Origin of the sequence: Rhodococcus sp. NPDC078407 (assembly GCF_044542515.1) — a bacterium.
Classification (GTDB): Bacteria; Actinomycetota; Actinomycetes; order Mycobacteriales; family Mycobacteriaceae; genus Rhodococcoides.
Genome location: NZ_JBITUQ010000004.1, coordinates 263,832 through 285,946 on the forward strand (window position 1 = coordinate 263,832; position 22,115 = coordinate 285,946).

Sequence of the window (22,115 nt, forward strand, 5' to 3'; positions counted from 1 at the left end):
GTGGCGGTTCCTGTGGTGAACGTGCTTGTGGTCGAGAGTGTTTCGGACCGAATGGCATTTCCTTCGATCGAGGGTGTTCGGTTCCGTAGCTGCACCATAGCAGAACTGGTCGATGCGGTCGTGTGGGCCGAGGTGCTGTTGTTTCGCACGTTCGAGTCCGTCGATCTGCAGGCTGTGTGGCCCGAGGCCGAGAACCTTCGCTGGATCCACGCGTCGAGCGCAGGAGTCGATCGGCTGCTGGATCCCGTTCTGCGCGAGGGGCCGTGGCTGCTGACCAACTCGGGAGGCATCCTCGATCGCGCGATTGCCGAATACGTCGCCGCAGGCATTCTGGCGTCTGTCAAGAAGCTGCCCCAGGCGTTGCGGCGTCAGCGCGAGCGCGTCTGGGAACACAGATCGACCACCGGAATTCATGGTCGCGCCGCGCTGGTGATCGGCCCGGGTTCGATCGGACGCGAAATCGGACGAGTACTCGGCGCGCTGGGGATGACCGTCGATGCGTCGGGGACGTCCGAACGCCCCGGTGGCGCTGAATTCTCGCGAATCAGAGACGTCGACCAATTACCCACGTATGCCGGTGAATACGACGTGATCGTGCTCGCGGCACCGTTGACCGAGAGGACCCACGGCCTCGTCGATGCCGAGATTCTCGGGGCCATGCGTCCGGAGGCTGGACTGGTCAACATCTCCCGAGGTCCTGTGGTCGACGAGCAGGCCCTGTGCGCGGCGTTGGAAGCCGGAGCTATCGGGTGGGCCGTATTGGATGTGTTCGAGGTCGAGCCGCTCCCGGAAACGAGCCCGTTGTGGAATCTCGACAACGTCATCCTGACTGCACACCTGGCGGGTGACGCCGACGACTTCGCCGAACGGCTCTGGACGTTGTTCGAGGACAACCTGCGGCGATATATGCACGATTCGCCCCTGGTCAACGTGGTGGACAAGCGGATGGGCTATGTCCAGCGGTAGGCCGAACAGGCAAAGTGTGTGTAACACTGCGTAGCGTGTATTAGTGTGGCGCGAGTGCGTGTAATCAATCATTCGGCCATTGCGTCGACCAGTCGGGAGGCGGCTTTCGCCTATCTCGATGACTTCAGTAACGTGCCGCAGTGGATGTTCGGCATCACGCGGTTCGAGCCGACGAGCGAGGTCACGTCCGGTCTCGGGGCCACGTACGACGCGACGATGCAGATCGGCCCCAAGGCGCTCCGGTCCGTGGTTCACGTCACCGAATGGGTCCACAACGAGCGGCTCACGCTCGAGTCGGTCGAGGGCCTGTCGAACTCGTCGACGTGGTCATTCGAGGACGTCGGAGACGGCAAGACCCGATTGGTGGTCGTGTTCCGGTACAGCCTGCCCGGTGGTATCGCCGGTAAATTGCTCGCCGCTGTGGTGGAACCGGTTGTGGGTCAAGCGATCCGCCACACCGAGTCGACCTTGCGGTCCCGGCTGGAAGCGGCCGGTCAGTAAACGTATTTGTCGAGGGCGTCCAGTACCTGGTCGACAGCGAGCCAGGCGAAGAGGAACGCGCAGACACCGAGCGTGAGATTGGTGAACCAGCCGTTGCGCCACTGCCTCGGCACGCGGTCGCTGTTGAGAAGAACGAGCAGAGTCACCGCCAGGAACGGCATGAACACCGCCCCGAGCACCCCGTATGCGAGGACGAGTCCGATGGGCTGATCCAGCCACAGCAGTGCCATCGGCGGGAAGGTCAGCCACGCTACGTACCAACGGAAGTACTTGCCACCGACGCGCGTGTCCGAATGTCCCTGCTCGAGTCCCTTCAGGTTGCCCACGAAGTCTGCGAACATCAGGGAAACCCCGTTCCACACCCCGATGAGGGACGAGAACGACGCAGACCAGAAGCCGATGAGAAAGACGTAGCCGAACACGGTGCCGTAGCGCTCGGCCAGCACATCGGACAGCTGAACCAGACCCTGATCGCCGGTGGAGATGGCGATCTGCGAAGAGTAGAGCAGTTCGGCACCGACGATGAGCATCGCCAGCACGAAGATGCCCGAGATCACGTAGGCCATCGAATTGTCGATCCGCATCACCCGCATGAATTTCGGTGTGATCCAGCCTTTCTCGCGGAGCCAGTAGCCGTATGCGGCGAGCGTGATGGTGCCGCCGACACCGCCGGCGAGGCCGAGGACATACACGATGGAGCCGTCGGGAATGGTGGGCACGATGCCCTTGATGATCGCGGGGACGTTGGGAACCGCCACCACCGCAGCGCCGATCACCGTCACGAACATGATGCCGACGAAAACGGTGATGATCTTCTCGAAGAAGCCGTAGCTACCGAGCCAGATCAGTGCGAAACCGAGGAGTCCGGACGCGATGGCCACGACCTTCAGATCCAAGCCAGGGAACAGCGCGACGATCGGCAATGCGCTCGACGACATCGCCGCAGCACCGTAGACGAATCCCCAGATCACGATGTACGGCGCGAAGTACACCGTCGTCCATCTTCCGAGCGACCGCCAGCCCTGGAATATCGTGTTGCCCGAGGCCAACGTGTAGCGTCCGGCACCCTCCACCAGAACAACTTTCATGACGACGCCGACGATGATGACCCAGAGCAGGGCGTAGCCGTAACGCGAGCCGGCGACCAAAGTCGCGACCAGATCGGCGGCTCCGATACCGGTGGCGGCGACCACCAGTCCGGGGCCGACCACCTTCCACTTCGGGGGCGGTGTGGTCGTCTCGCTCATCGGTTCTCCTCACGTGCCGGCGACTGCTCGGTGGCCTGTGTCACTCTTTACGACACGGCCGGTCGTGGCAAGTCACGGTCGGAACACGATGCGCGCAACCCATTTGGTGTTGTGGACCCCCGGAAGAGCCGGAACGATCACGCGGGCGGGAAATCCGTGATCGAGCGAAAGATCGACACCGTTGACCTTCAAGGCCAGCAGCGAGTTCGGATGCGCCGCTTGGTTTCCCTGCAGTACCGCACGGGTGAACGCGCCGTTCTGCTCCAGCGAGCTCACCTCCGCCGATCGCGGTGCGGGTACGCCTGCCAGCGCGGCGAGTTCGGCCAACGGCACGCCGGTCCACGTCTGTGTGGTGGACCAACCTTCGACGCACGCGATCGGAAGTTCGGCGGTGCGCTGCGGCATCGACAGCAGCCTGCCTCGGGACAATACGATGGGGACCGCGTCCTCGGCTGCGCTGCTGATCGTCAATTGCCAGTCAGCCCCGGTCTGCGCCTCGGTGATGCCCGCAGCCTCGGCCGTTCGGTTGATCTGAAAGTCGTTGGGGCCGTCACCGTACGAACGCCCGCGGGGCAACAGAATCGCCGCCTTGCGCAGCACGCCGCCGAGCGTCTGACCGACCGTCAGCACAGCGACGAACCCCATTCCAGCGGCCACCAAGCCGATGGCACCGCGTCGGGTCATGGTCGCCGGGGCATTGTCGTCGTCCTGCTGATCCGGAGCTTCGTTGCGGGCGCGCAGCACGTCCATCAGCGATTCCGACCTCAGGGTGCGCCACATGAGCGGGACCTTGAGGCACAGGTGGACGAGAAATCCGGAAATGAACACCCAGGCACCGAAGTAGTGGGCGGCGTAGAAGTCGAAACCGAACACGTAGTCGTACTGGATGTTGAGAACACCGGTGACGATCTCGAACAGCAGACCTCCGACCAGTGCCAACAGCGACAGTCTTTCGAGCGCGTGGGCAGGTGACCGCACCGGCGGCAGCTCGACGAGCTTGGGCATCACCGACCACAGTTTGGCGATGACGAGCGGCACGATGATGAGCCCGAGCCCGACGTGCAGGCCCTGCGTGAGTTGATACAGCCAGGCCGGATCGGTGGGCCAGTCGAAGTGCGGCAGCCGTAACCACCCCACGTCACCGGGTCTGGCCTGGCCGAACTGGGGTCCGTAGGCGCTGTACGAGAGCAGCCCCGTCACCGTGATGATCGGCAGTGCAACGAGCAGCACTGCGCCGAACAGCGACGTCAACCATGTTCCCCGCAGCGGACTGCTGAAGCGCGCGAGAGGGTTGCGGTCGTCGGCCATGTAGGGCATTCGCTGCGCCTCCGATGCCGGATGCCTCGTGGCCTGTTCTCGTGCCGTCGGGTCGTCGCTCACGTGCCACCCTTCGTCGGAACCAGCATCTGGTGTCAGTATCGGGCCCAACAGTGAGAAAGCAAGCTCGAGACGTCCCCGCGGGGACGCGTCGGGCCCATCGAGAAGTTTCCTGTCGGTGCCTCGTCGTACATTGCTCGAACATGCATTCGATGAATGGGGGCGTTCATGATCGACATGGCCGAGGTGGGATCCGAGGCGGGGCGGATCGAGACGAGAGATATCGAGACCGAGATCTGCGCTCTGGCCGGTCAGATCGCTGCGGCGTCGGCGCAGTATCTGATTCTGGTGGGTGAGTTCGATTCTCGACGCGGATGGGCCGCCTGGGAAATGCGGTCCTGTGCGCACTGGTTGTCCTGGCGTGCGGGAGTCGATCTGCACACGGCCCGTGAGCAGGTGCGCGTGGCCAAGGCGATGCGTGAGCTGCCGCTGATCACCTCGGCGTACCTGAGCGGCACCATCTCGTACTCCAAGGTGCGCGCGATGACGCGGGTGGCCACGGCCGAGAACGAGGCGTCGTTGCTGCAGAAGGCGCTCGACGCACCCGCTGCGCACATCGAACGTCTCTGCCGCGGTCTGAAGAAGGCAATGCGTCCTACCAGGGGCAATGGCGTCGACCTCGATCCGTGTACCGGGCGGTGGCGGTGGGATGAGGAAGACGGCTCGCTCGTTCTGACTGCACGCTTTCGGCCCGAGGACGGTAAGCGGCTTCTCGCCGCGTTGACCAGGGCAGAGTACGAGCGGACGCGAACCGAGGACGAATCCGAGGGCGACCGGGCAGCCCCTGCACCGCCCAACCCGGTGCCGGCGATGATTGCCATGGCCGAGATGGTCTGCGCTGCGGTGGATTCTCCGGTCGTTTCGCCGGCTGCGGAGGTGTTGGTCCATATCGGCAACAGCACCGAAGCCGGATGCGATCATGCTCATTTCGACGACGGGCCCGGCCTCGACGACGAGACTCTCGCGCAGGTGCTGTGTTCCGCGGTCATGCGAACCGTCGGCCACGGCCGGCTGGGAAAAACTGTGCGGTGGAGTTCGACTGCGAAAGCGCCGGGCCGTACCCAGTTGCGTCAGTTGATCATTCGAGATAGATGCTGCACGGTGCCGGGTTGCGAGCGCACCCGATTCCTGCACGCTCATCACGTCACCTACCGCTCACGGGGAGGTGCCACGTCACTCGACAATCTGGTCCTGCTGTGCGGTGAACACCATCGAGCGCTGCACGACGGGTACTTCTTCATCGACGCCGTCGGTGATCAACGCTTCTCGTTTCACCATCCTTCGGGGATCGCGATGATTCACGCTCCGGTGACCGCCGGTGATGCGGAGGAACTTCGGCGACGATACGACGGGATCGCGCCCGACGCCATCGTCCCGAACTGGGGTGGTGAAGGCCTCGACCTCAGCTACGCGACCGACGTTCTGATCACCAATTGGCAGCAGGCTGCATGAAATGAGGTCGTTGAGGGCAAGTTAGTGTGACGAAGAGACTCGGACAAGAAGCGGTGGCACATGAGCGTCGACAGATCGATGGAGGACGAACAGTCCTGGCCGGTGGAACGAGCACCGATGCGCAGCGACGCGACCAGGCCCGAGGACGATTCCTTCTACGTCGCGCCCGAGGGTTACGAAGCGGCTCGACCGGGGACGATTCTGAGGGTCAGGCCGGTCGAGGTCGCGATGTTCGGTCGGGTGCGTCAACGAGTCGACGCCTGGCAGCTGCTCTACCGCACCGTCGATCTGGGCGGGTTTCCGCAGGCCGGCGTCACGACGGTGTTGCGGCCACAGGATGCCGAGCCGGTGCTGCTGTCGTATCAGTGCGCGATCGACGGCGTTGCGTCCTCGTGTTTCCCGTCCTATGCCCTTCGCCGCGGCGCGAAGGCGTTCGGGGCGGTTCCGCAGTTCGAGTTCCTGCTGGTTCTGCATGCCCTACGCCGTGGGTGGACCATCTCGATTCCGGATCACGAGGGACCCGACGGACACTGGGGTGCGCCGAAGGAACCCGGATTCTGCACACTCGACGCCATTCGTGCTGTGCTGTCGTTCGAGCCGCTCGAGTTGAACGACAGCACGCCGGTCGCACTGTGGGGTTACTCGGGCGGCGGGCTGGCAACGTCCTGGGCGGCGGAGATGGCCCCGGAGTATGCGCCGGAGATCGAGCTGGTCGGTGCCGCACTCGGCTCGCCCGTCGGCGATCCGGCTTCGGCGTTCACCCGGCTCAATGCCACGCTGCACGCAGCATTGCCGACGCTGGTGGTAGCGGGTCTACGGCGCACCTACCCGGATCTGGATCGGGTCGTTCGGCAGTACGTCGACGAGGAGGGGTTGCGCATTCTCGATTCCGTCGAGTCGATGACGACCGTCCGAGCCGTCGCCCGCCTGGCCAAACACGATCTGGACAACTACATCGATATTCCTCTGGCCGACCTGCTCGCGCTGCCCGAGATCGTTCAGGTGTTCCACGACATTCAGCCCGGTCGCATCGCCCCGTCGGTTCCGCTTCTGGTGATCCAAGCGGTACATGACCGAATCATCGCGATCGATGACGTGGATGGGCAGGTCGAGCGGTACAACGAAGCCGGCGCTCACGTGACGTACCTACGAGACCGGCTGAGCGAACACCTGTCGCTGCACCCGCTCGGCGCACCACTGACGTTGGATTGGCTCGCCGATCGATTCGCGGGTGTGCCGGTGCCCGAGCCCTGCACCCGCACGGTGTGGTCCACGGCGTTCTCGTTCGCAGCGGTTCGCGGTCTGGTGTCCCTGACCTGGACAACATTCACCGCGCTCACCCTCGGCGTTCGGGCGTAGCTACCCTCGGACCGATGCAGCGAACCTGGGTACGGATACTCACCGGCACGATCGCAACGTTGGGCATTCTGACCGGGCTGGTGGCGTTGGGTGCCTACTACACCGACACCCGCATCAACGTGCTGATTGCACTGGCGTCGTTCGTTCCGCTGATGTTCATCGCGGTCGCACTCGGTGCCGTCGTGGCACTCGTCGGTAGGCGGTGGATTCTCGCGGGAGTCTCGGCGCTGGTGCTGGCAGCAGGTGCGCTCTCGTACGCCCCGCTGTACACAGCCGACGCGGCACCGAGCGAAGACGGTGTGCGGGTGCGCGTGATGCAAGCGAATCTGATGGTGGGGAGCGCTGATCCGACGTCGGTGGTGGATCAGGCGCGCGAAAACACCGTCGACGTCGTCACGATCCAGGAATTGACCGATGCGTCGGTGATCGGCCTGCGTGACGCCGGGATGGACGAGCTCTTTCCCTACAGTTTTCTGCGGCCGTACGCGACGGGCGGCGGCGGAGCCGGAATCTACAGTCGCCTGCCGCTGTCCGGCAGCCGCGAACTCGCCGGGTACGGCCCGATGAATCTTGCGACCCGGATCGAAGTTCCGGACTCCGAGCCGATCTCACTACTGGCCGTGCATCCCGGCCCTGCCTTCATCACTCCGGCCGACATCTGGACCGCCGAATTGGACACGCTGCGAGACGATGTGGAGGCGGTGTCGCGAACCGGGCCGGTGATCGTCAGTGGAGACTTCAACACGACATATTCGCACAAGAAGTTCCGCAATCTCCTCGATGCCGGATATTCGGACGCCGCAGCGCAATTGGGTAAGGGCCTGGTGCCGACGTACCCCACGGACAAGGGCACGCCTGCTGTCATCGGCATCGACCACATTCTGTCCAACAGCGGCCATGCTCGATCGCTCGACAGAATCGATCTCCCCGGATCGGATCATCATGGACTGATCGGGGAGATCGAGTTCTAGCTCACGCGAGCGGACTGCTTTCGAGACTTGCCGCACTGCAACAGAATTCGCACAGCAGCGGGCGTTCCTTCCAGGGACGTCAAGATGTCGTCACGAGTCTGTGCTGCTGCGGCGGAAATCGTGTCGAGCGACGTCACGGCCGGGTCGAGAGTCGCAGTGATCTCCACGACCCGCTCTCCGCGGTCGGACACCGAGCGGCCGGATGCGGACACGACGCCGTCGTGGGCTGCCAACGACTTGGCGGCACTCTTGGCGGCCGTGCTCAAATCGACCCCGAGCTTGCCGTCGACGTCGGAAGCCAACGACTCGGAATTCGCTGTGTGGCTGAGCGCGACGATGCCGACCGAACGGCGAGGCAGGTGCGCGAAGAGCCACCGGAGGCCTATGAGAACGAGGACGATCGCGGCCGCTCCGAGAGCCCACGGCCACCAACCGGCGTCGACGGTGGTGTCGACGAAAGCGGCGTCGATGCGCTCCCGGCCCGGGAACCTGCCGCGCTCCCACGCGACTGCTCCGCCGCCGAGGGCGATCAATGCGAGTCCGACGACCGCCGTGCTGGTTCGGTCGACCGAAGCGTTGACGCGGTTCATGAGGTGTGTCCTGTCGTTCGCACTCGGGTGCGGACTTTCGGTGCCGACGCGAGTGGGCGGAGGGCGTCGTCCACGGAGGTGACGATCGAGGATTTGAGGGTCGAGGTGTCGGTGCCCATCACGGTGGACGCGGCAACGGTGACCTTCTTGTTGCCGGCCTTGGCCGTCGCGGACTCGACTTCGGCGTTGTCGAGCGCGGTGGCGCGAGCCACGGCAGCGACGTCACCCTTGCGGAGCCAGACGTCCTGCTCGGTGAGGGCGCGGTGCGTACGTCGACGGGGCTTGACAGCGACGAACACCAGGATGAATCCGACGACCACTGCTGCGATACCGCCCGGCAGCATCCAGCTCTGCGCGGTGAGTCCGTCCAGCTGTGCCGCAGCGGGGCCGACCCACTCCGGTCCGTCGAGTGCGCCCAGTTTCAGCAGCGCCTCGCGGCCGAGAACGATGCCGGCCGCGATGAGGAGAAGTGCGAAAAGAACAGCGGGGACGGCCGCGGTGGGAGTTGCTACCGGCTTCTTGCTCGTCTTGGCGCTCATTGGACTCTCCCTTCGTCGTCGGTGGCCGTCTCGGCAGGCACGCATTGCACGGTGACGTCGACTCGGTCGACGGTGTAGATGCCCAGCTCGGACAGGTCTCTGGCTACTGCTGCTCGGACGTTGGCGGCGACCTCGGCCAGCGGTGCCGGCCAGGTGACGGCCACGTCGACTTTCGCGCGAACGCGTGTGCCGCTGATCGTCACGTCTGCCTTGGGCAGTTCACGTCCGCCCAGGACGCGTAGTCCTGGGTGGCGGTCGGTGACTGCGTCGGTGCTGCGAGCTGCGAGAACAGCGAGACGCTCGACGGCTTTGTGCTTGATTTCCAGTGAGCCGCGCTCACCGGGCTCCACAGCTGTCTCAGTCACGACCGCGACCACGCATGATCGAGTTGAGGTCCAGCTCGCCGTCGATGTAGCGGCCGACGAAGAAGCCCAGGCCGCCGAGGACGATGGCGATGAGGAAGCCGGTGAAACCACCGGCTGCTGCGGCGATGGCCAGCAGAAGTCCCACGAACAAACCGATGGTTGCAGTGGTCATGGTCTTGATCTCCAGTCAGAGTTCGAAGTAGTTGCGCCGGGTGACGCGTTTGTGGATTCGAGCAATGCGCTTGGGCAGAGTGCGCAAGGGAGCCGGGATCGGCGACGCGCGGAACACGGTCGGCGGGCTCGCGAAAGCCAGGGGGGCCTGGGGAGGTACGGCGAACTTTCGATCTACCTCGGCGAGTTCGGCAAGGTAGCGAGCCGGGTCTCCGCCGATGTCGGGGTGATGCTCACGCGCCACAGCGCGCCGAGCCGCCTTGTACTCGGCGGCTCGGCTGGGCGCTGCATGATCGTTCACCTGGTCAGACTCGCACAATTCAGACTCGCACGACGTCCTCGACGGTGACGTGCACGGGACCGTCGACCATCGCGGCCACGGTGCGACGCACGGCGTCGGCGGTGTCACGGACCGCAACACCGAACTCCAGTGTCACGTGTACCTCGGTTCCGTTTTCGCCGCTTCGGATGCCGGCGATTCGGCGTCCGGGCAGGTAGGTCGCGGCCTCACCGAACATGCCGCCGTGCAGCCCGACGACACCGTCGACCGCCAGAACGGCGTCGGCGATGTCCTCGGACCTGTCACGATCCGCCATGTGCGGCTCGGTCACTGCACTCGGGTGGTGGCGGGCTCGATGGTGTCGTCCTCTTCCGAGCCGTCGTCGAGGAAGATGTCGTGGACGACGATGTTGACCTCGGTGACCTCGAGACCGGTCATACGCTCGACGGCGTTGATGACGTTGCGGCGGATGCCCGCGGCGAGGTCTGCGATGGAGACGCCGTAATCGGCGACGATGTCGATGTCGACAGCTGCCTGGCGCTCGCCGACCTCGACCGAGACGCCCTGCGACTGGTTGACGCGGGCACCGGGGATGCGCTCACGGAGAGCACCGATCGCGCGGCTGGCTCCGCCGCCGACTGCATGCACTCCCTGAACCTCACGGGTGGCGATGCCGGCGATCTTGGAGACGACGGTATCGGCAATGGTGGTGCGGCCCTGCGAGCTGACGAGAACGGAATCCGACTTGGTGGTGATGTCGGTCTTTCCCTCGCCTGCTGCGGATACGGTTGCCTTGGTGTCCGTCGTGGAGCTCATGAATGCCTCTCTTCGATTCGATTCTGATGCAGAGTGTGTGACAGGAGTTGGTCGTAGCCGGATGGTCGAAACGCACGTCCACGTAAAGTGATCTACGTCACGATATAGGAAGGACTGGGCCCGATGGAGTGGGTAGACGCGTCGGACCGCGTTCTCGTCGGCGCTGCCGCGCTCGGCGAGACCGATGCGTTCGAGGAGATCGTCCGGCGTTACGGCCCGGAGATGTTTCGGTACGCGCGCAACATGTTGTCCGATCAGGGGGCCGCCGAAGAGGTGGTGCAGGACGCATTCGTGGCAGCGTGGAAGGGTCTGGACAACTTTCGTGGGGACTCGGCACTGCGAACATGGTTGTTCTCGCTGGTGTCGCACAAGGTGATCGACAATCGACGACGTCGTAGCGTTCCTCCAGCGGAGGATTGGGTATTCGAACGCAAGAGCACGGGTGCGGGTAGCGATCCGGAAGCCGACGTCGAAGCCGACAGCTTCATGACCGAGCTGGGGGCTGCCCTCGCCGAGCTGCCCTACCGTCAGCGGGCCTGCTGGCTGCTTCGCGAGGTGGAGGGTCTGACGCACCCCGAGATCGGCGCGATCATGACGTTGTCGGCCGGAGCTGTACGAGGTCAATTGACCAGAGCACGAGCAACATTGAGTGAAAGGTTGGCAACATGGCGAACCCGGTAGAGCCGGATTCGGTTCTCGCGCGTGCTGCCACCGAACTTCGGGACGCACCGCAAGAAGCGAATTGGGTGGATATCAGCACGTCCATTCTCACGAAGGTCCGCAACACCACCAGACGCACGTGGCCGATCGACAGCGCGTTTCCTCCCGGTTCCGCTGCCGGACCGGCAGATTCGTTGCGGGTCAGCGACCACATCGTCAAGACCACGCTTCGGCGCGCCCTCGCCGGCGTGCGCGGCGCACAGCCGACCGAGATCGAACTCGACCTGGACGATCACGCCTGCATCGGTCTGTTCGTCGCGGTGATCGGGGTCTACGGCGACGACCTGCAGGCGGCGGGAGACGAACTCGCGACCATCGCGATCGACACGGTGTGGCAGCTGCTCGGCGTCACCCTCGTCCGAGATGCGGTCGAGATTCGCGTCGACGACATCGAGGAGCGCTGACTGAAGGTCCCGGCGTAAAAACTTCGTCATGACCGCTGGTCGACGGCGTAGGAAAGCGTAAGGAACGCGGCTCGGTTCGTCGGCGGGCTCCAGGATCGAGCAATGACCGAATTGCTCTGTCTCGTGGTGGCCGCGTTCGTCGCGGTCTACCTGTTCGTCGCTCTCCTCGATCCGGAGAGGTTCTGACGTGGCCGGGTTCTTCCAGATCTGCGTCGTGATCGCAGTTCTGGCGGCGGCGTACGTGCCGCTCGGTGACTACATGGCTCGGGTGTTCGACTCGCCCCGAGACACCCCTGTCGAGCGTCTGCTCTATCGAGTGGCACGGGTGAACTCCGCGTCCGAACAGACCTGGGTCGGGTACTCCACCAGCCTGCTGGGATTCTCGTTCGCCGGCGTCGTACTTCTGTTTGTGCTGCAACGAGTTCAAGGTGTATTGCCCCTGAACGGTGGCCTGTCGGGAGTCAGCCCGGCAATGGCGTTCAACACCGCGGCCTCGTTCGTCACCAATACCAATTGGCAGTCGTACGTTCCCGAGACGACACTGTCCAATCTGACGCAGCCGCTGGGCCTCGCGGTGCAGAACTTCGTCTCCGCCGCAGTCGGTCTCGCAGTCGCGATCGCCGTGGTTCGCGGTTTCGTACGGGTGTCCACCGGCGGCGAGCTCGGCAACTTCTGGGTCGATCTCACCCGTGGCACACTGCGCATCCTGTTGCCGCTCTCGCTGCTCGTAGCGGTGATCTTGCTGACGCAGGGAACCATCATGTCCTTCTCCACCGGGTTCACCTCCACCGGTGTGGACGGACAGACGGTCACCAATGCGCTTGCGCCCGTGGCCTCGCAGGAGGCGATCAAGGTCCTGGGCACCAACGGCGGCGGCATCCTCGCAGCGAACTCGGCGCATCCGTTCGAGAACCCGACTCCGCTGACGAACATCGTGCAGATCATCTCGCTGTTGCTGATTCCGGTGGCGCTCACGCGCACCTTCGGCACGATGATCGGCAATCGGAAGCAGGGCCTGACGTTGCTGGCGGTGATGGCAACACTGTGGGCCACGCTGCTGGCGGTGACGCTGTTCGCCGAGTCCGGTACTCGCGGAGTCGCGGCAACGGCTGCGGGCGCGATGATGGAAGGCAAGGAAGTCCGCTTCGGTATTCCGGCGTCGGCCTTGTTCGCCGTCTCCACCACCGGAACATCGACCGGCGCAGTCAATTCTGCCCACGACAGTATGTCGGCGCTCGGTGGTGGTGCGGTGCTACTGAACATGCTGTTCGGTGAGATCGCGCCGGGTGGCGTCGGCACCGGTCTGTACGGATTGCTGGTCCTTGCCATCATCGCTGTGTTCGTCGGGGGCTTGCTCGTCGGCCGCACTCCGGAGTTTCTCGGCAAGAAGCTCGGCCGACGGGCGATCACGATGGCCGCGTTGTCGGTGCTCGTCATGCCGATCCTCGTGCTCGTCGGCACGTCCATCACCGTGATTCTGGAATCGACGACCAGCTACCAGGGCAACACCGGCATTCACGGTTTCTCCGAGGTGCTGTACGCCTACGCCTCGGCGTCGAACAACAACGGCAGCGCCTTCGGCGGGCTCACGGTGACCAGCGATTGGTTCCAGATATCTCTGGGGGTGGCGATGCTGCTCGGCCGCTTCCTGCCGATCGTCCTTGTGCTGGCCCTCGCCGGATCACTGGCGACGACCAAACGCAGTGCCCCCAATGCCGGCACCCTGCCCACCGATGGACCGTTGTTCGGCACCTTGCTGATCGGTACGGCCGTGCTGGTCGCGGCCCTGACCTTCTTCCCCGCACTTGCTCTCGGACCCATAGCAGAGGCCATGCAATGAACCTGTCACTGTCCACGGCCGTACCCGGCGCGTTCCGCAAGCTCGACCCACGGCATCTGGCCCGCAATCCGGTCATGTTCGTCGTCTTCCTCGGCTCGATCGTCACCACCGTGCTCTCGATCGCCCAGCCGTCGGTGTTCGCCTGGTTCGTCACCGGGTGGCTGTGGTTCACGGTGCTGTTCGCCAACCTCGCCGAATCCGTAGCCGAAGGCCGGGGCAAGGCTCAGGCTGCGAGCCTGCGGAAAGTGAAGCAGGACAGCGTTGCTCGACGACGCACAGCAGCCGGAGTAGAGGAGGTGGCCGGAGCGGAGTTGGCGGTCGGCGACGAGGTGATCGTCTCGGCGGGCGAGGTCATTCCCGGAGACGGCGACGTGATCGAGGGCATCGCTACCGTCGACGAGTCCGCGATCACCGGTGAATCTGCTCCGGTGGTCCGCGAGTCGGGTGGTGATCGTTCTGCCGTGACGGGCGGAACCATCGTGCTCTCCGACGAGATCGTCGTGAAAATCACTGCAGCACAGGGTGAGACGTTCGTCGACCGGATGATCGCGTTGGTCGAGGGTGCAGCTCGGCAGAAGACGCCGAACGAGATTGCTCTGAACATCCTGCTCGCGTCACTGACCATCGTGTTCCTCTTCGCGGTGGTCGCTATCGGGCCGATGTCGAATTATGCAGGGAGGCAACAGGATCCGATCCAGCTGATCGCATTGCTGGTCTGCTTGATTCCCACCACCATCGGGGCCCTGCTGTCGGCGATCGGTATCGCAGGGATGGACCGGTTGGTGCAGCGCAACGTGCTGGCGATGTCCGGGCGCGCAGTGGAGGCGGCCGGCGACATCGACACCCTGTTGATGGACAAGACCGGCACCATCACGTTCGGCAATCGCCGCGCGACCGGACTGCACCCGGCCACCGGCATCGACGCGGCCGAGTTGGCGCGGGCTGCCAGACTCTCCTCCCTCGCCGACGGCACCCCCGAGGGACGCAGCATCGTCGAACTGGTCGAGCGTGACTTCGAATCCGTGATGGACGAAGAAGAATCCGAGCGCGGCGAATTCGTGGCATTCACGGCGCAGACTCGGATGAGCGGCCTCGACCTGCCGGGGATGGAAATTCGTAAGGGGGCGGCGGATTCGGTGTACGAGTGGATTCGTGAGGGCGGCGGAGTGGCTGATTTGGACGCCACGGCCCCGCTCGACGACACCGTGCACGACATCGCGCAGAACGGCGGCACCCCGCTGGTGGTGGCTGTCCGCGAAACCGGCAGTGGCACCCGGGCTCTGGGCGTCATCGAGCTCTCCGACGTGGTCAAGCCGGGCATCGCCGAGCGGTTCGCTCAGCTGCGCGCCATGGGCATTCGCACCGTGATGGTGACCGGAGACAATCCGCTGACCGCGAAGGCCATCGCGGCCGAGGCCGGTGTCGACGACTACTTGGCCGAGGCGACGCCGGAGGACAAGCTCACGCTCATCCGGCAGGAGCAGGAGGGCGGACGGCTGGTCGCGATGACCGGCGATGGCACCAACGACGCCCCGGCTCTCGCGCAGGCGGACGTCGGTGTCGCGATGAACACCGGCACCTCCGCCGCCAAGGAAGCCGGCAACATGGTGGACCTCGATTCCGACCCCACCAAGTTGATCGAGATCGTCGAGATCGGTAAGCAACTGCTCATCACCCGCGGAGCGCTGACGACGTTCTCACTGGCCAACGATCTGGCGAAGTACTTCGCCATCCTGCCGGCGATGTTCTCCACCGTCTATCCGCAGCTGGGCGGGCTCAACATCATGCGTCTGGCCACACCGGAATCGGCGATCCTGTCCGCAGTGATCTTCAATGCGCTGGTCATCGTCGCACTGATTCCGTTGGCGCTCAAAGGTGTTCGATACACCCCCGCGTCGGCGGCAGCACTGCTGCGGCGCAACCTGCTGGTCTACGGCGTCGGCGGCGTCGTCAGCCCGTTCGTCGGGATCTGGCTCATCGATCTACTCGTTCGACACATTCCAGGGATAGGTTGATCATGCGCTTCGTACAGGGATTTCTTCGACAGGTCGTGGCCGGCTTCGCAGTGCTGCTGGCGTTGACCGTCGTTCTCGGCATCGGTTACCCGGCCCTGGTCTGGGGCATCAGTCGCATCGGAACCGACTCCGCCGAGGGGTCGCCGCTGCGCGACGTCCAGGGCTGCGTCGTCGGCAGCTCCTTGATCGGGGTCGATCCGCAGGTTGCTCCCGGAGAACCGGATCCGTACTTCCACACCCGCGTGACCGGATCGGTGTCGGACGACGACGCGTTCGCTCCGGGAGATCCGGCGGCCGCATTGCCGACCAACCAGGGGCCGTCGAGCGAGGTACTCGCGTCGTTCATCGAGCAGCGTCGCGCCGCCATCGCCGCACGAGAGAGCGTCGACCCTGCCGCTGTTCCCCCGGACGCCATCACCGGTTCCGGTTCGGGGGTCGACCCCGCCATCAGTCCGGAGTACGCCGCGCTGCAGGTGCCGCGGGTCGCCGAGGTCAACGGCATGAGTGTCGGCGACGTCGAGGCCTTGGTCGCCGAGTACACCGCTGGACCGCAGTACGGTGTTCTCGGGGCGAAGGCGGTCAATGTGCCGGAGCTCAACGTGGCGCTGGGCTTGACCAGCCCCTGCAGCTGAGACAGGAGAAGGCCGTGCCGGACAGAGGTGAGCTGCGCATCTATCTGGGCGCGGCACCCGGCGTCGGCAAGACCTTCGCCATGCTCGGTGAGGCGCATCGGCGTCAGGACAGGGGCTGCGACGTGGTTGCTGCCCTGGTCGAGACGCACGGCCGAGAGCGGACGATTGCTGCACTCGACGGGATCGAGGTGGTCCCGCCTCGTCTCGTCGAGTATCGCGGATCGGCGGCGGAGGAGCTCGATCTCGAGGCGGTACTGGCGCGGCGGCCCCAGGTGGTGCTGGTCGACGAATTGGCGCACACCAACACTCCGGGGAGTGTGCACGGCAAGCGGTGGGAGGATGTCGAGGACCTGTTGGATGCGGGCATCGATGTCATCTCGACACTCAATGTGCAGCATCTCGAATCGCTCAACGACGTGGTGCATCAGATCACCGGGGTTCCGCAGCGAGAAACAGTGCCCGACAGCGTGGTTCGTGGTGCCGGCCAGGTCGAGCTGGTCGATATCACTCCGGAGGCGCTGCGCAGCAGATTGCGGCACGGGAATGTCTACGCCGCCGAGAAGGTGGACGCGGCACTGAGCAACTACTTTCGCCGGGGCAATCTGACGGCCTTGCGCGAGCTCGCACTGTTGTGGATCGCCGATCAGGTCGATGCCGCTCTGGTGAAATACCGCAGTGAGAACCGAATCACCGACACCTGGGAGGCGCGTGAGCGTGTCGTGGTGGCGGTGACCGGTGGGCCGGAATCGGAGACGCTGCTGCGGCGCGCGAGTCGGATCGCCTCGAAGTCCAGTGCCGAACTGATGGTGCTGCACATCGTTCGCGGCGACGGGCTGATGGGTGTCTCGGCCCCACAGATGGGTTCGGTGCGCAAGCTCGCAGCAGGGCTCGGTGCCAGCGTGCACAGCGTGGTCGGGGACGACGTACCCACCACTCTGCTCGACTTCGCTCGCGGAGTGAATGCGACTCAGCTGGTGATCGGTACCTCGAGACGGTCTCGCGTGGCTCGAATTCTGGACGAGGGCATCGGTGCTGCGGTAGTGCAGCATTCCGGAAAGATCGACGTGCACATGGTCACTCACGATCAACGGGCGCGGCGCTGGCGACTTCAGGTCGACTCAGGTCGTCGACGCCTCCTCGCGTGGGTAGCGGCAGTCGTCGTCCCGTGTCTGGCCGCGACGGTGCTCAATTGGGTCGGTCCCAATTTCGGTCCGAGCGGGGAAAGTGCGCTGTTCTTCATGGTGGTGCTGTGTGTCGCACTGCTGGGAGGTGTTGCGCCTGCTGCACTGTCGGCGTTGATCGCCGGATTCCTGCTGAACTACTTCTTCACTGCGCCTCTGTACAGCCTCACGATCGCCGAGCCGGAGAACTTCGTCGTCGCCGTCGTCCTGCTCTTCGTCGCCATCGCAGTGGCCGCCCTGGTCGACGCCGCGGCGCGGCGAACTCGGCAGGCTCGACGAGCGTCGCAGGAAGCCGAGTTACTGACTCTGTTCGCCGGATCCGTTCTTCGGGGAGCAGATCTGACAGCGCTGCTCGAACGGGCGCGTGAGACCTACAGCCAGGCTGGAGTATCGCTGTGGGACAACGAGTCCGCCGCGGTCGTCGGCACCACGGGGGTCGGTGCGCCCACAGGCAGGGGCGACGCCGACACCGAGATCGGTACCGGGGAATTCACCCTGCTCCTGGCCGGCGACCGCACTCGCGCACACGATCGACGAGTGCTGGCGGCGGTGGCGAACCAGGCTGCGGGCATGGTTCGTCAGGCCCGACTCGCCGAGGAAGCCAGCCGAGCCAACGCGCTCGCCGAGGCCGACGCGCTGCGTCGAGCATTGCTCTCGGCCGTCAGCCACGATCTTCGGACGCCGTTGGCCGCCGTCAAGGCGGCGTCCTCGTCTCTGCGCAGCACCGATGTCCAGTTCTCGCCCGAGGACACCGACGAACTGCTCGCCACCATCGACGAATCTGCCGATCAGCTGACCGCGTTGGTGAGCAATCTGCTCGACTCCTCGCGGCTGCAAGCCGGTGTGGTGCAACCGAGTTTGCGTCCGGTCTTCGTCGACGACGTCCTGAGCGGCGCACTGTCCCAGGCAGACGACCGGGTTCGGATAGAGGTGGGTGATGTCGAGGTAGTGGCGGACCCGGGACTGCTCGAGCGGGTGCTGGCGAATCTGGTGGACAACAGCGCTCGTTACGCACCCGCCGGCGACATCACCATCAGAGCTGCCGTGCACGGCGAGCGTGCGACCATCTCGGTGATCGATCACGGCCCCGGCATCGTCGATGGAGCCGAGCAGACGATGTTCGACGCGTTCCAACGTCTCGGGGATCGCGACAACTCGGTGGGCGTCGGGCTGGGACTGTCCGTGGTGCGCGGGTTCGTCCGAGCCATGGGCGGTACCGTCACTGCATCGAACACCGTCGGCGGCGGGCTGACGATGACGGTCGAGCTGAAGGCGGCCAGCAGGTGAAGGTACGGGCGCTCGTCGTCGACGACGAGCCGCAGATCGTGCGAGCGCTGCGAATCAATCTCAACGTGCGCGGGTTCGAGGTGGTGAGCGCCGCAACCGGGGGCGAGGCGCTGCGGGTGGCCGCGAACTTCCACCCGGACATCGTGATTCTCGATCTCGGCCTCCCCGATATCGACGGTATCGATGTCATTGCCGGGCTGCGCGGGTGGACCGAGGTGCCGATTCTGGTGCTCTCGGCACGGACCGACTCGGCCGACACCGTCGAAGCCCTCGATGCCGGAGCCGACGACTTCGTGACCAAGCCGTTCGGTATGGACGAGCTGCTGGCGCGATTACGTGCCGCGTTGCGACGAGGTCCGCAGGCCGTGGCGGACCCCGTCGTCGAGACCGCGGATTTCACCGTCGACCTCGCCGCGAAGACCGTGGTACGGGAGGGCGCGAGCGTGCACCTGACCCGAACCGAATGGGGAGTCCTGGAACTCCTCGTGCGAAACGAGGGCAAGCTGGTGTCGCAGAAGGACATCCTGCGTACCGTCTGGGGCCCCGGCCACGAGCGTGAAACACACTATCTACGAATCTATCTCGGACAATTACGACAGAAATTGGAACGCGACCCGGCCGCTCCGGTGCATCTGATCACCGAAACCGGCATGGGCTATCGATTCGTGAGTTGAGCGCGCTCGCACCTATCCACCGAGCACCTCGCCCTCACGTCGCGGGTCCGCTCCCCCGATCCAACCGCCGTCGGTGCGTTGCAGAGCGCTCAGCCCGCTCGACTGATCTGCGACCGAGACCTGATGGCCCATCTCGCGCAACTTCACCACCACGGGATCGTCCTCGCCCATCACGTTCGGGTGCTCGCCGCCGTAGTTGGTCGACGGAGTGTTGGCCGCGCCGAAGTCGACCATCGACACTGCCTGCTGTGGATTCATGTCCCAATCGAGCAGTCCCACCAATGTTTTGACGACGAACTGGATGATGACCGAGCCACCAGGAGATCCGGCGACGAGCACGAGATCGCCGCGCTCGCCGTCGTCGCCGCGATCGAAGACCAACGTCGGGGCCATCGAGCTGCGCGGACGCTTGCCCGGCTCGACGCGATTGGCCACCGGAGTTCCGTCGTCGGACACGGGCGATGCGGAGAAGTCGGTGAGCTGATTGTTGAGCAAGAACCCGTCGACCATGTGGAACGAGCCGAAAGCCGATTCGACTGTTGTCGTCATCGAGGCTGCGTTGCCCGCACTGTCGACGACGGAGATGTGGCTGGTACCGAACTCGGGATCGGTGGACGACGCGAACTGCACCGGGCCGAAGTCGCCGGGCTGTGCGGTACCCATCGACCGGCCCTCGTCGATGAGTCCGGCTCGCTCGGTGAGGTAGTCGGGATCGAGCAATGCATCGGGCGAGCCACCGGGCAGCGGGACGAAGTCCGGATCGGCCACGTATTTGTCGCGATCGGCGTAGGCCAGTCGCTCCGCCTCCGAGATGAGGTGTACGCCCTCGGCTGTCGGAGTTCCGCCATCGGCGTCCATGCCCGTCGGTGCGTACTGAGCGAGATCGAAGTTCGACAGGATGCCCATCGTCGACGCCACCGCGATACCGCCCGACGACGGGCCCGGCATGCCGCAGATGTCGTGGTCGCGGTACTCGGTGCACACGGCGGTGCGAGTCTTCGGCTCGTACCCCACGAGGTCGTCGAGGGTGATCTGCCCCGGGGTACGGCCGGCCGTGGTGTCGGCGGTCGCGTCGACGATGGCCTGTGCGATGTCGCCGGTGTAGAAGGCATCGGCACCGTCGGTTGCGATGGCGGACAACGTCTTCGACATGGCCGGGTTGTTCAGGACCGTCCCGGCGGGTTTTCCGGTGCCGTCCGGTTGCAGGAAGTAGTCCTTCGAAGCAGGGTCGAGTGCGAGCTTCGGGGCCGAGTCGGCGATGGACGAGGCCATGCGTGGACTGATCTCGATGCCGTTGTCGGCCAGAGCGATAGCGGGCTGGAAGAGATCTGCCCACGGCTTGTCGCCGTGATCCTCGTGCGCCTGCTCGAGCATGCGGACAACGCCCGGCACGCCGATCGACCGGCCGCTGGACCGCGCATCGGGTTGCGGCACAGTGCGGTTCGCGTCGTCGATGTAGCGCAGGTAGTCGCCGGTGGCGCTCATCGGGGCAGTCTCGCGGCCGTCGTAGCTCTGCACGTCCCCGGTGGCGGCGTCGTAGGACATGAGGAAGGCACCGCCGCCGATTCCGGACGACTGCGGTTCGACCAGACCGAGCACCGTCTGGGCAACGATTAATGCGTCGGCGGCCGTCCCGCCGTCGCGTAGTACCTCGCACGCTGCCTCGGTGGAGACCGGATTGGCGGTGGACACCGAGTACGACGGTGTCTCCACCGGATTCATGTCGGAGCGGTACCCGGTTGCCACTTCCGGGTTGGTCGAGATGTCGCCGGAGCCGGCGCTCGGAGCTTTGCCTACCGGAGTGCCGCCACTGGCACCGAGGACGCAACTGTTCTCGGCGGCGGAGTCGGCGTCCGTGCTGTCGCTACTGCTGCACGCAGCGAGCGGGACCAGCAGGAGGGCACAGGCAAGAGCGGCGGAGCGGAGTGGGCGCATTCCGGTTGCAGACACCGCCCGACGCTAACACCGTGATCACCGTTGCTGCGCGGATTCGAGGAGCCAGTGTGCGATGGGCGCGGGCCGACCGAACAAGAAGCCCTGCGCGAACCGGCATTCGAGTGACTCGATGATCGAGGCCTGCTTCTCTGTTTCGACACCTTCGGCCACGGTGTTCACCGGCAGCGCCGACGCCATGGCGACGATCGCGCGAATCAGTCGAGTGTCGGATTCGGACCGTCCGATCTCGTGCACGAAAGATTTGTCGATCTTGAGCAACGCGATCGGCATCGCGCGCAACCTGTTCAACGAGGAGTAGCCGATGCCGAAGTCGTCGAGCACGATGAGCACACCCAGGGCAGCCAGGCGGTCGAGAAGGCTCTTCGCGGTGCCCAGGTCGTCGATCAGAACGCTTTCGGTGATCTCGAGCGCCAGATCTGCTCCGCTGAGGCCGTACTCGTTCAGGAGTGCTGCCACGATGGTGGGCAGCGAATCGTCCCGCAATTGCATCGGGGACACGTTCACCGACATCGTGACGTCTTGGCCGTGAGCACGCAGCGTCACCAGATCCGAGAGTGCAGACCGCAGCACCCATTCTCCGATTTCCTTGATCAGACCGGTCGATTCGGCAATCGGGATGAATTCGTTGGGAGTGCACACCCGCCCCTCCCTGTTCCAGCGGACGAGGGCTTCGTAGATGTAATGACCAGGGACGTTGTGGACGGCGTGGCAGCGACAGATAGGTGAGGACCTCCGGTATCGGTGTGGTTACCACAACTGCACCGACAACCGA

Annotated in this window: 24 protein-coding genes; 13 read left to right on the forward strand and 11 right to left on the reverse strand. The window is 64.8% G+C overall.

Annotated elements, in window-relative coordinates:
• Positions 1 to 51: 51 nt before the first annotated feature.
• Both ACIGGF_RS07150 and ACIGGF_RS07155 read left to right on the forward strand, forming a co-directional pair.
• A complete protein-coding gene (locus ACIGGF_RS07150; RefSeq protein WP_397520685.1) occupies positions 52 to 966 on the forward strand; it encodes a D-2-hydroxyacid dehydrogenase in 915 nt (304 codons plus the stop codon).
• A 54-nt stretch (positions 967 to 1,020) separates the two neighbouring features.
• Complete coding sequence (locus ACIGGF_RS07155; protein ID WP_397520686.1) at positions 1,021 to 1,467, forward strand: SRPBCC family protein; 447 nt, start codon at positions 1,021 to 1,023, stop codon at positions 1,465 to 1,467.
• On the opposite strand, the gene ACIGGF_RS07160 is transcribed toward ACIGGF_RS07155, so the two are convergent.
• Both ACIGGF_RS07160 and ACIGGF_RS07165 read right to left on the reverse strand, forming a co-directional pair.
• Positions 1,461 to 2,714, reverse strand: a complete 1,254-nt coding sequence (locus tag ACIGGF_RS07160) for an Nramp family divalent metal transporter (protein WP_397520687.1) — start codon at positions 2,712 to 2,714, stop codon at positions 1,461 to 1,463. The genes ACIGGF_RS07155 and ACIGGF_RS07160 overlap by 7 nt on opposite strands.
• Before the next feature lie 72 nt (positions 2,715 to 2,786).
• The gene (locus ACIGGF_RS07165; protein ID WP_397520715.1) at positions 2,787 to 4,031 is read right to left on the reverse strand and encodes a molybdopterin-dependent oxidoreductase; all 1,245 of its coding nucleotides are present in this window, start codon (positions 4,029 to 4,031) and stop codon (positions 2,787 to 2,789) included.
• 228 nt (positions 4,032 to 4,259) lie between these two features.
• On the opposite strand from ACIGGF_RS07165, the gene ACIGGF_RS07170 reads away from it, so the two are divergent.
• Genes ACIGGF_RS07170 through ACIGGF_RS07180 form a run of 3 tightly spaced genes read left to right on the forward strand, consistent with a single transcriptional unit; the run spans position 4,260 to position 7,873 of the window.
• On the forward strand, positions 4,260 to 5,543 hold the full coding sequence (locus tag ACIGGF_RS07170; protein ID WP_397520688.1) for an HNH endonuclease signature motif containing protein: 1,284 nt from the start codon (positions 4,260 to 4,262) through the stop codon (positions 5,541 to 5,543).
• Positions 5,544 to 5,603: 60 nt separating this feature from the next.
• Positions 5,604 to 6,902: a lipase family protein gene (locus ACIGGF_RS07175; RefSeq protein ID WP_397520689.1), complete on the forward strand. Its 1,299-nt coding sequence runs from the start codon at positions 5,604 to 5,606 to the stop codon at positions 6,900 to 6,902.
• A gap of 14 nt (positions 6,903 to 6,916) precedes the next feature.
• Complete coding sequence (locus ACIGGF_RS07180; RefSeq protein ID WP_397520690.1) at positions 6,917 to 7,873, forward strand: endonuclease/exonuclease/phosphatase family protein; 957 nt, start codon at positions 6,917 to 6,919, stop codon at positions 7,871 to 7,873.
• Here the strand turns inward: ACIGGF_RS07180 and ACIGGF_RS07185 are convergent.
• Genes ACIGGF_RS07185 through ACIGGF_RS07215 form a run of 7 tightly spaced genes read right to left on the reverse strand, consistent with a single transcriptional unit; the run spans position 7,870 to position 10,634 of the window.
• On the reverse strand, positions 7,870 to 8,463 hold the full coding sequence (locus ACIGGF_RS07185) for a hypothetical protein (protein ID WP_397520691.1): 594 nt from the start codon (positions 8,461 to 8,463) through the stop codon (positions 7,870 to 7,872). The two genes, ACIGGF_RS07180 and ACIGGF_RS07185, sit on opposite strands and share 4 nt — an antisense overlap.
• On the reverse strand, positions 8,460 to 9,002 hold the full coding sequence (locus tag ACIGGF_RS07190) for a DUF6286 domain-containing protein (RefSeq protein WP_397520692.1): 543 nt from the start codon (positions 9,000 to 9,002) through the stop codon (positions 8,460 to 8,462). The genes ACIGGF_RS07185 and ACIGGF_RS07190 overlap by 4 nt, the downstream gene beginning before the upstream one ends.
• Positions 8,999 to 9,367, reverse strand: a complete 369-nt coding sequence (locus tag ACIGGF_RS07195) for an Asp23/Gls24 family envelope stress response protein (RefSeq protein ID WP_397520693.1) — start codon at positions 9,365 to 9,367, stop codon at positions 8,999 to 9,001. The genes ACIGGF_RS07190 and ACIGGF_RS07195 overlap by 4 nt, the downstream gene beginning before the upstream one ends.
• Complete coding sequence (locus ACIGGF_RS07200; protein WP_027495126.1) at positions 9,360 to 9,539, reverse strand: hypothetical protein; 180 nt, start codon at positions 9,537 to 9,539, stop codon at positions 9,360 to 9,362. The genes ACIGGF_RS07195 and ACIGGF_RS07200 overlap by 8 nt, the downstream gene beginning before the upstream one ends.
• 15 nt (positions 9,540 to 9,554) lie before the next feature.
• Positions 9,555 to 9,839 carry a hypothetical protein gene (locus tag ACIGGF_RS07205; protein WP_397520694.1) on the reverse strand — a complete coding sequence of 95 codons (285 nt, stop codon included), beginning with the start codon at positions 9,837 to 9,839 and terminating at the stop codon, positions 9,555 to 9,557.
• Positions 9,840 to 9,858: 19 nt separating this feature from the next.
• Complete coding sequence (locus tag ACIGGF_RS07210; protein ID WP_397520695.1) at positions 9,859 to 10,134, reverse strand: Asp23/Gls24 family envelope stress response protein; 276 nt, start codon at positions 10,132 to 10,134, stop codon at positions 9,859 to 9,861.
• An 11-nt stretch (positions 10,135 to 10,145) separates the two neighbouring features.
• Positions 10,146 to 10,634 carry an Asp23/Gls24 family envelope stress response protein gene (locus ACIGGF_RS07215; protein WP_397520696.1) on the reverse strand — a complete coding sequence of 163 codons (489 nt, stop codon included), beginning with the start codon at positions 10,632 to 10,634 and terminating at the stop codon, positions 10,146 to 10,148.
• A 123-nt stretch (positions 10,635 to 10,757) separates the two neighbouring features.
• Between ACIGGF_RS07215 and ACIGGF_RS07220 the strand changes: the two genes are divergently transcribed.
• The 8 genes from ACIGGF_RS07220 (at position 10,758) to ACIGGF_RS07255 (ending at position 19,387) form a co-directional block, all read left to right on the forward strand.
• Positions 10,758 to 11,315 (forward strand): RNA polymerase sigma factor, encoded by a 558-nt coding sequence (locus tag ACIGGF_RS07220; RefSeq protein ID WP_397520697.1) that lies wholly within the window; start codon positions 10,758 to 10,760, stop codon positions 11,313 to 11,315.
• Positions 11,300 to 11,758 (forward strand): hypothetical protein, encoded by a 459-nt coding sequence (locus ACIGGF_RS07225; protein WP_397520698.1) that lies wholly within the window; start codon positions 11,300 to 11,302, stop codon positions 11,756 to 11,758. The genes ACIGGF_RS07220 and ACIGGF_RS07225 overlap by 16 nt, the downstream gene beginning before the upstream one ends.
• 102 nt (positions 11,759 to 11,860) lie before the next feature.
• Positions 11,861 to 11,944, forward strand: a complete 84-nt coding sequence (locus ACIGGF_RS07230; RefSeq protein WP_222093319.1) for a potassium-transporting ATPase subunit F — start codon at positions 11,861 to 11,863, stop codon at positions 11,942 to 11,944.
• A 1-nt stretch (position 11,945) separates the two neighbouring features.
• Complete coding sequence (gene kdpA, locus ACIGGF_RS07235) at positions 11,946 to 13,598, forward strand: potassium-transporting ATPase subunit KdpA (RefSeq protein ID WP_397520699.1); 1,653 nt, start codon at positions 11,946 to 11,948, stop codon at positions 13,596 to 13,598.
• Positions 13,595 to 15,613 (forward strand): potassium-transporting ATPase subunit KdpB, encoded by a 2,019-nt coding sequence (gene kdpB / locus ACIGGF_RS07240; protein WP_397520700.1) that lies wholly within the window; start codon positions 13,595 to 13,597, stop codon positions 15,611 to 15,613. Before kdpA ends, kdpB begins: the two co-directional genes overlap by 4 nt.
• A 2-nt stretch (positions 15,614 to 15,615) precedes the next feature.
• On the forward strand, positions 15,616 to 16,245 hold the full coding sequence (locus ACIGGF_RS07245; protein ID WP_397520701.1) for a potassium-transporting ATPase subunit C: 630 nt from the start codon (positions 15,616 to 15,618) through the stop codon (positions 16,243 to 16,245).
• Positions 16,246 to 16,259: 14 nt separating this feature from the next.
• Positions 16,260 to 18,713, forward strand: a complete 2,454-nt coding sequence (locus ACIGGF_RS07250; RefSeq protein WP_397520702.1) for an ATP-binding protein — start codon at positions 16,260 to 16,262, stop codon at positions 18,711 to 18,713.
• Positions 18,710 to 19,387, forward strand: coding sequence for a response regulator (locus tag ACIGGF_RS07255; RefSeq protein WP_397520703.1), 678 nt, complete (start codon positions 18,710 to 18,712; stop codon positions 19,385 to 19,387). Before ACIGGF_RS07250 ends, ACIGGF_RS07255 begins: the two co-directional genes overlap by 4 nt.
• Positions 19,388 to 19,399: 12 nt before the next feature.
• On the opposite strand, the gene ggt is transcribed toward ACIGGF_RS07255, so the two are convergent.
• Together ggt and ACIGGF_RS07265 are read right to left on the reverse strand one after the other, a co-directional pair.
• Positions 19,400 to 21,322 (reverse strand): gamma-glutamyltransferase, encoded by a 1,923-nt coding sequence (ggt, locus tag ACIGGF_RS07260; protein ID WP_397520716.1) that lies wholly within the window; start codon positions 21,320 to 21,322, stop codon positions 19,400 to 19,402.
• 36 nt (positions 21,323 to 21,358) lie between these two features.
• Positions 21,359 to 22,063, reverse strand: a complete 705-nt coding sequence (locus tag ACIGGF_RS07265; RefSeq protein WP_397520717.1) for an EAL domain-containing protein — start codon at positions 22,061 to 22,063, stop codon at positions 21,359 to 21,361.
• Positions 22,064 to 22,115: the final 52 nt, after the last annotated feature.

What these genes read in the sequence shown, in the direction of transcription:
- ACIGGF_RS07150 (WP_397520685.1), top strand. Translation starts at nt 52, where the DNA reads ATGGCATTTCCTTCGATCGAGGGTGTTCGGTTCCGTAGCTGCACCATA.
- ACIGGF_RS07160 (WP_397520687.1), bottom strand. Translation starts at nt 2,714, where the DNA reads ATGAGCGAGACGACCACACCGCCCCCGAAGTGGAAGGTGGTCGGCCCC.
- ACIGGF_RS07165 (WP_397520715.1), bottom strand. Translation starts at nt 4,031, where the DNA reads ATGCCCTACATGGCCGACGACCGCAACCCTCTCGCGCGCTTCAGCAGT.
- ACIGGF_RS07170 (WP_397520688.1), top strand. Translation starts at nt 4,260, where the DNA reads ATGATCGACATGGCCGAGGTGGGATCCGAGGCGGGGCGGATCGAGACG.
- ACIGGF_RS07175 (WP_397520689.1), top strand. Translation starts at nt 5,604, where the DNA reads ATGAGCGTCGACAGATCGATGGAGGACGAACAGTCCTGGCCGGTGGAA.
- ACIGGF_RS07180 (WP_397520690.1), top strand. Translation starts at nt 6,917, where the DNA reads ATGCAGCGAACCTGGGTACGGATACTCACCGGCACGATCGCAACGTTG.
- ACIGGF_RS07185 (WP_397520691.1), bottom strand. Translation starts at nt 8,463, where the DNA reads ATGAACCGCGTCAACGCTTCGGTCGACCGAACCAGCACGGCGGTCGTC.
- ACIGGF_RS07190 (WP_397520692.1), bottom strand. Translation starts at nt 9,002, where the DNA reads ATGAGCGCCAAGACGAGCAAGAAGCCGGTAGCAACTCCCACCGCGGCC.
- ACIGGF_RS07200 (WP_027495126.1), bottom strand. Translation starts at nt 9,539, where the DNA reads ATGACCACTGCAACCATCGGTTTGTTCGTGGGACTTCTGCTGGCCATC.
- ACIGGF_RS07210 (WP_397520695.1), bottom strand. Translation starts at nt 10,134, where the DNA reads ATGGCGGATCGTGACAGGTCCGAGGACATCGCCGACGCCGTTCTGGCG.
- ACIGGF_RS07215 (WP_397520696.1), bottom strand. Translation starts at nt 10,634, where the DNA reads ATGAGCTCCACGACGGACACCAAGGCAACCGTATCCGCAGCAGGCGAG.
- ACIGGF_RS07220 (WP_397520697.1), top strand. Translation starts at nt 10,758, where the DNA reads ATGGAGTGGGTAGACGCGTCGGACCGCGTTCTCGTCGGCGCTGCCGCG.
- ACIGGF_RS07225 (WP_397520698.1), top strand. Translation starts at nt 11,300, where the DNA reads ATGGCGAACCCGGTAGAGCCGGATTCGGTTCTCGCGCGTGCTGCCACC.
- ACIGGF_RS07230 (WP_222093319.1), top strand. Translation starts at nt 11,861, where the DNA reads ATGACCGAATTGCTCTGTCTCGTGGTGGCCGCGTTCGTCGCGGTCTAC.
- kdpB (WP_397520700.1), top strand. Translation starts at nt 13,595, where the DNA reads ATGAACCTGTCACTGTCCACGGCCGTACCCGGCGCGTTCCGCAAGCTC.
- ACIGGF_RS07245 (WP_397520701.1), top strand. Translation starts at nt 15,616, where the DNA reads ATGCGCTTCGTACAGGGATTTCTTCGACAGGTCGTGGCCGGCTTCGCA.
- ggt (WP_397520716.1), bottom strand. Translation starts at nt 21,322, where the DNA reads ATGCGCCCACTCCGCTCCGCCGCTCTTGCCTGTGCCCTCCTGCTGGTC.